General features: G+C 66.0%; 5 protein-coding genes and 1 pseudogene. 4 read left to right on the top strand and 2 right to left on the bottom strand.

The genetic code is table 11. From position 1 onward, the window contains the following. Positions 1–380: pseudogene (locus WAN71_RS08630) on the top strand (hypothetical protein); the annotation flags it as partial. Between the two features lie 108 nt (positions 381–488). Here WAN71_RS08630 and WAN71_RS08625 read toward each other — a convergent pair. Both WAN71_RS08625 and WAN71_RS08620 read right to left on the bottom strand, forming a co-directional pair. Then, positions 489–1,109 carry an antibiotic biosynthesis monooxygenase gene (locus WAN71_RS08625; protein WP_422224924.1) on the bottom strand — a complete coding sequence of 207 codons (621 nt, stop codon included), beginning with the start codon at positions 1,107–1,109 and terminating at the stop codon, positions 489–491. 196 nt (positions 1,110–1,305) lie between these two features. After that, positions 1,306–1,932 carry an antibiotic biosynthesis monooxygenase gene (locus WAN71_RS08620; RefSeq protein WP_422224923.1) on the bottom strand — a complete coding sequence of 209 codons (627 nt, stop codon included), beginning with the start codon at positions 1,930–1,932 and terminating at the stop codon, positions 1,306–1,308. A 177-nt stretch (positions 1,933–2,109) separates the two neighbouring features. Here WAN71_RS08620 and WAN71_RS08615 point away from each other — a divergent pair, with 177 nt between their 5' ends. The 3 genes from WAN71_RS08615 to ruvX all read left to right on the top strand — a co-directional run. After that, complete coding sequence (locus tag WAN71_RS08615; RefSeq protein WP_422224925.1) at positions 2,110–2,499, top strand: secondary thiamine-phosphate synthase enzyme YjbQ; 390 nt, start codon at positions 2,110–2,112, stop codon at positions 2,497–2,499. Positions 2,500–2,613: 114 nt separating this feature from the next. Beyond that, positions 2,614–5,307, top strand: coding sequence for an alanine--tRNA ligase (gene alaS / locus WAN71_RS08610; RefSeq protein ID WP_422224922.1), 2,694 nt, complete (start codon positions 2,614–2,616; stop codon positions 5,305–5,307). Then, on the top strand, positions 5,308–5,516 hold a 209-nt coding region (gene ruvX / locus WAN71_RS08605), incomplete at its 3' end, for a Holliday junction resolvase RuvX (protein WP_422224921.1).

Below are 5,516 nucleotides of genomic sequence, written 5' to 3'. Positions count from 1 at the left end.
TCGCCTCGGTCCGTCGCCCGGAACTCGTCAGGTTGATGAACCAGGAAGGCCTGCATTCGACCAGCCGGCTGGACTACATCGTGACGTCGTTCACTTTGCCGACGCTGACTCCGGCATGGCGGGCCGTGAATCGGCTCGCCGACGCCGGCCTGGTCCGGCGCGTGCCCGCCCGAACGTTGCTGTTCCTCATCGCCCACGGAGCCGCCGCGCCGTTCACCCTCGGCCCACTCTCGGATCGATTCGACCCCGTTGACGGTCCCCTGGACCCCGTCGACCACATCGAGCAGGTCACCGACATCATCGTCTCCGGGCTCCGCATCGCCCAGCCCGAAGGGGCCGACAGCTCCAACGGGCGCTCAGGCTCCCGGCAGCCGCACTGAATATCGCCAGGTCAAGGGTAATTTTTCTGGAAGCCACACGAGCCACGTCAACAGCCTGTCCGTCGGGTTTCCCGGCGACTCGCTGCCGTAGCAGCGTGCTACGAAGCGTTAGACCCGCTCGGGCACCCGCAGGTGGGCGATGGCCAGTTCGAACTCGCCGACGTCGAACTGGTCGGCGCCGAGGTCGCGAAGCCGTGCGGTACGCAGTGAGCGGGCGCGTTCTTCGTTGCGCTGCATGGCCTCAAGGCTGTCGAACGTCGACGACGACACCGCCCGCCAGGACGTGCGGTCGATCATCAGGCTCGCGCTGCAGAAGCCTTCGAGGTCCTCGATCGCGGGCAGCACCGACTCACGGTAAAACTCGATGGCCCGTTCGAATTGGTCGGGCCGCACCTTGAGCCAGGTGGCTCGCACGCCGGCACCCGGACCGGAGGGGTGGTCGCGGTGCAGGACAGCGATCTCCCATTCGTCGACCGTCGGGCTGCCGCCGAAGGTCTGGGCCGCCTGGTCGCGAACCGGCCGTATCCCGCGGGCGCTCGCACGCATCGCCTGTTCGTTCTCCCACGAGCTGGTCGCTATGCAACGACCGGAGCCACGGTCGACCAACAACGACATGCCGAGGCATCCGTCGACTTTTTCGAGTGCGGGCATGACTACATCGCGAACGTGCGCGATCCCGGCGTCGATGGACGACGGTTGCGCCTCGATAGTGGTTGAGCGCGCGTACACAACACTCCCTTTCTCCTGGGTCGAGCCTGCTTGGGGGCAGCGCCCCGGCGGCGCCACCGGTTCCACTAACCACCTTCCTCTGGCGGGTTGGCTATGGCAATGGGGCAATGCCAGTGCGCTTGTTCTTCAATTGGCATAAGGAATTACCGGCCGACACCCAATCGCTCGGTTCGGCCGGGCTCCCCCTAAACCTCGATCAGACCAGCTCGGGTGCCCGCAGATGTGCCAGCCGGAGCTCGAACTCGCAGTCGTCGAGCTCCTCGGCGCCCACCTCGCGGATCTTCTCATCCTTCATGGCTGTTCCCTGATCCCTGCTGCGCTCCATCGCCTCGAGGCTGTCGAAGGACGCACAGGACACGGAGCGTCCGGATGCACGGTTTACCAGCAGGCTGGCGCTGCAGAAGCCGTCAAGCGCCTCGAGCTCCGGCAGCACGGACATCTTGTAAAACTCGATGCCCTGGTCAAGTTGATCTGCCGGCAGCTGGACCCACGTGGCCCGTGCACAGGCGCCCTCGCCCGAGCGATGATCACGGTGCAGCACTGCGATCTCCCACTCTTCAATTGTCGGAGTGCCGATGCCGCCGAAGGCCTGCGCGGCTTGTTCGCGAACCGGGTGTATCTGTTCGGCGCTAGCGCGCATCGCCTCTTCGGTTTCCCACGCGGTGGTCACAATGCACCGGCCGGTCTGCGGGTCGGCTAACAACGACAGGCCGACACAGCCGTCAACCTCCTGAAGTCTCGGCATGACGGCATCGCGAATGTGCGCAACTCCGCCGTCGATGGACGATGGTTGCGCCTGGATAGTGGTAGAACGCGCGTACATGTTCCACCCCTTTCCTCTCGGGGCAGCGCCCCGGTGGCGCCACCGGTCCACTCAACACCTTCCTCCGCCGGATTAGCCGTGGCAATGGGCAAATACGAGTCTGCGTGCCCAGCATCGTCGGCTTGAGATTGGCAGGTCACCCGGCCTGGCCCGTAGGCTGGACCAGTGAATACCGATGTGCTGGATGTGGACACCGCGCGTCGCCGTATCGTCGATTTGACCGAGTCAGTTCGTGCGTTTTGCTTCCCGCGGGGCGACGGGCTCTGCAACGTCTTCGTCCCGCACGCGACGGCGGGGGTGGCGATCATCGAGACCGGTGCCGGTTCCGATGACGACCTCGTTGAGACCCTGGAACGGCTGCTGCCGCGCGACGACCGCTACCGGCATGCGCATGGGTCGCAGGGTCACGGTGCCGATCATGTGCTGCCGGCCCTCATTGCGCCGTCGATCACCGTGCCGGTGCAGAGCGGCGAACTGATGCTGGGGACCTGGCAAAGCGTGGTTCTGGTCGACTTGAACCGGGACAATCCGCGGCGCTCGGTGCGATTGACTTTTCTCAACGGTTGAGATGGCAGCAGGCGGCGGTCTGGGTGGCCGCACCGGTACTGTAGTGCGGTCGATAAGGCCCTGAATAGGCTGGAAATTGGTGGGGCCGACCAGCAGCAAAAGGAAAGCGGAGAAGTGCAGACACACGAGATCAGGAAGAGGTTCCTCGATCATTTCGTGAACGCGGGTCACACCGAGGTGCCAAGTGCCTCGGTAATCCTCGACGACCCCAACCTGCTGTTCGTCAACGCCGGCATGGTCCAGTTCGTGCCGTTCTTTCTGGGGCAGCGCACCCCGCCGTACGCCACGGCCACCAGCATCCAGAAATGCATCCGCACGCCCGATATCGACGAAGTCGGGATCACCACCCGGCACAACACGTTTTTTCAAATGGCCGGCAATTTCTCGTTCGGCGACTATTTCAAGCGCCGAGCCATCGAATTGGCGTGGAGCTTACTGACCAACTCCGTTGCGGACGGTGGCTACGGATTTGATCGCGAAAAGCTTTGGGCCACCGTCTATTTGGATGACGACGAAGCGGCGAAGCTGTGGGAGGAAATTGCGGGCCTGCCGGCTGAGCGGATCCAGCGCCGCGGCATGGCCGACAACTACTGGTCGATGGGCATTCCCGGCCCGTGCGGCCCGTCGTCGGAGATCTACTACGACCGCGGCGCGGAGTACGGTCCCGAGGGCGGCCCGCTGGCCAGCGAAGAGCGCTATATCGAGATCTGGAATCTCGTGTTCATGCAAAACGAGCGCGGCGAAGGCACCACCAAAGATGACTACCAGATCCTGGGGCCGTTGCCGCGCAAGAACATTGACACCGGGATGGGCGTCGAGCGGGTAGCGGTGCTGCTGCAGGGTGTGCACAACGTCTACGAGACCGATCTGCTGCGCCCGGTCATCGACATGGTGGCCGCCGGCGCGCCCCGCGGCTACGACGTCGGCAATCACGACGACGATGTGCGCTACCGCATCATCGCCGACCACAGCCGGACCGCGGCGATCCTGATCGGCGACGGCGTCAGCCCCGGCAATGACGGCCGCGGCTATGTGCTGCGCCGACTGCTGCGCCGGGTGATTCGCTCGGCCAAGCTGCTGGGCATCGAAGGCCCGATCGTCGGCGACCTGATGGCCACCGTGCGTGACGCGATGGGCCCGTCGTATCCCGAACTGGTGGTCGATTTCGATCGGATCAGGCGCATCGCGGTAGCCGAGGAGACCGCGTTCAACCGAACCCTGCAGTCCGGGTCACGGCTGTTCGACGAGGTGGCCGGCGCCACCAAGGCGTCCGGCGCCGGCGTGCTGTCCGGGCCGGATGCTTTCACCCTGCACGACACCTACGGATTCCCGATCGAGCTGACCCTCGAGATGGCCGCCGAAGCCGGTCTGCAGGTCGACGAGGCTGGGTTCCGCGAATTGATGGCCGAGCAGCGTCGTCGCGCCAAAGCCGATGCCGCCGCGCGCAAACACGCGCACGCCGACCTGTCGGCCTACCGCGAACTGGTTGACGCCGGGCCCACCGAGTTCACCGGCTTCGACGAATTGACGTCGCAGGCCCGCATCCTGGGCATCTTCGTCGACGGCAAGCGGGTGCCGGTCGCGGCACACGGGACCGAAGGTGCCGATCGAGTCGAACTCGTGCTGGACCGCACGCCCCTCTACGCCGAGTCAGGCGGGCAGGTCGCCGATACCGGCACCATCAGCGGCACCGGCGCCAGTGAAAGCGCCCGGGCCGCGGTAACCGACGTGCAGAAGATCGCCAAAACCCTGTGGGTGCACCGGGTCAACGTGGAGTCCGGCGAATTTGTCGAGGGCGATGTCGTCACCGCGGCGGTGGAGCCCGGCTGGCGCAAAGGGGCCACCCAAGGCCACTCCGGCACCCACATGGTGCACGCGGCGTTACGACAAGTGTTGGGGCCCAACGCCGTTCAGGCCGGTTCGTTGAACCGCCCGGGCTATTTGCGTTTCGACTTCAACTGGCAGGGCCCGCTGAGCGAAGAGCAGCGCACCCAGATCGAAGAAGTGACCAACCAGGCGGTGCAAGCCGACTTCGAGGTGCACACCTTTAACGAGCAGCTCGACAAGGCCAAGGCGATGGGAGCGTTGGCGCTGTTCGGGGAGAGCTATCCCGACCAGGTGCGGGTCGTGGAGATCGGTGGCCCGTTCTCGCTGGAGCTGTGCGGTGGCACGCATGTACACAACTCGGCCCAGATCGGCCCGGTGACGATCCTGGGCGAATCGTCGGTGGGCTCCGGTGTGCGCCGGGTGGAGGCCTACGTCGGGCTGGAATCGTTTCGGCACCTGGCCAAGGAGCGGGCGTTGATGGCCGGGCTGGCTTCGTCGCTGAAGGTGCCCTCCGAAGAGGTGCCCGCCCGGGTGGCGAACCTCGTCGAACGACTCAAAGCCGCGGAAAAGGAACTCGAACGCACCCGGCTGGCGACGGCGCGCTCCGCTGCGGTCAATGCCGCCGCCGGGGCACAGCGCATCGGCAACGTCCGCCTGGTGGCGCAGCGGATGTCGGGCGGCATGACTGCGGCAGATCTGCGCTCTCTGGTCGGCGACATCCGCGGCAAGCTGGGCAGCGACCCGGCGGTGGTCGCGTTGATCGCCGAAGGCGAAGGCGGCAGTGTGCCATACGCGGTCGCCGCCAACCCGGCCGCCCAGGACCTGGGCATCCGCGCGAACGACTTGATCAAGCAGCTCGCCGGAGCCGTCGACGGCCGGGGCGGTGGCAAGTCCGACCTGGCACAGGGCTCGGGGAAGGACGCATCGGGTATCGACGCTGCGCTCGACGCGGTGCGAGCAGAGATAGCGCGGGTCAGCTGAGTGGACTCTGCACACCGCCTGCCGGATCGGCCCGGCGGGGACGATCCCGGACCCGGACGGCGGCTCGGCATCGATGTAGGCAGCGTGCGCATCGGCGTGGCCTGCAGTGACCCGGACGGCATCCTGGCCACGCCGGTGGAAACGGTCCGCCGCGACCGGTCCACCAAGCATCTGCGACGGCTGGTCGAGTTAGTCGCTGAGCTGCAAGC

Origin of the sequence: Mycobacterium sp. (genome assembly GCF_049280035.1) — a bacterium.
Classification (GTDB): Bacteria; Actinomycetota; Actinomycetes; order Mycobacteriales; family Mycobacteriaceae; genus Mycobacterium.
The sequence above is the reverse complement of the archived record's forward strand: the minus strand, read 5'-3'. Positions and strand labels throughout refer to the sequence as shown.

What these genes read in the sequence shown, in the direction of transcription:
- WAN71_RS08620 (WP_422224923.1), bottom strand. Translation starts at nt 1,932, where the DNA reads ATGTACGCGCGTTCTACCACTATCCAGGCGCAACCATCGTCCATCGAC.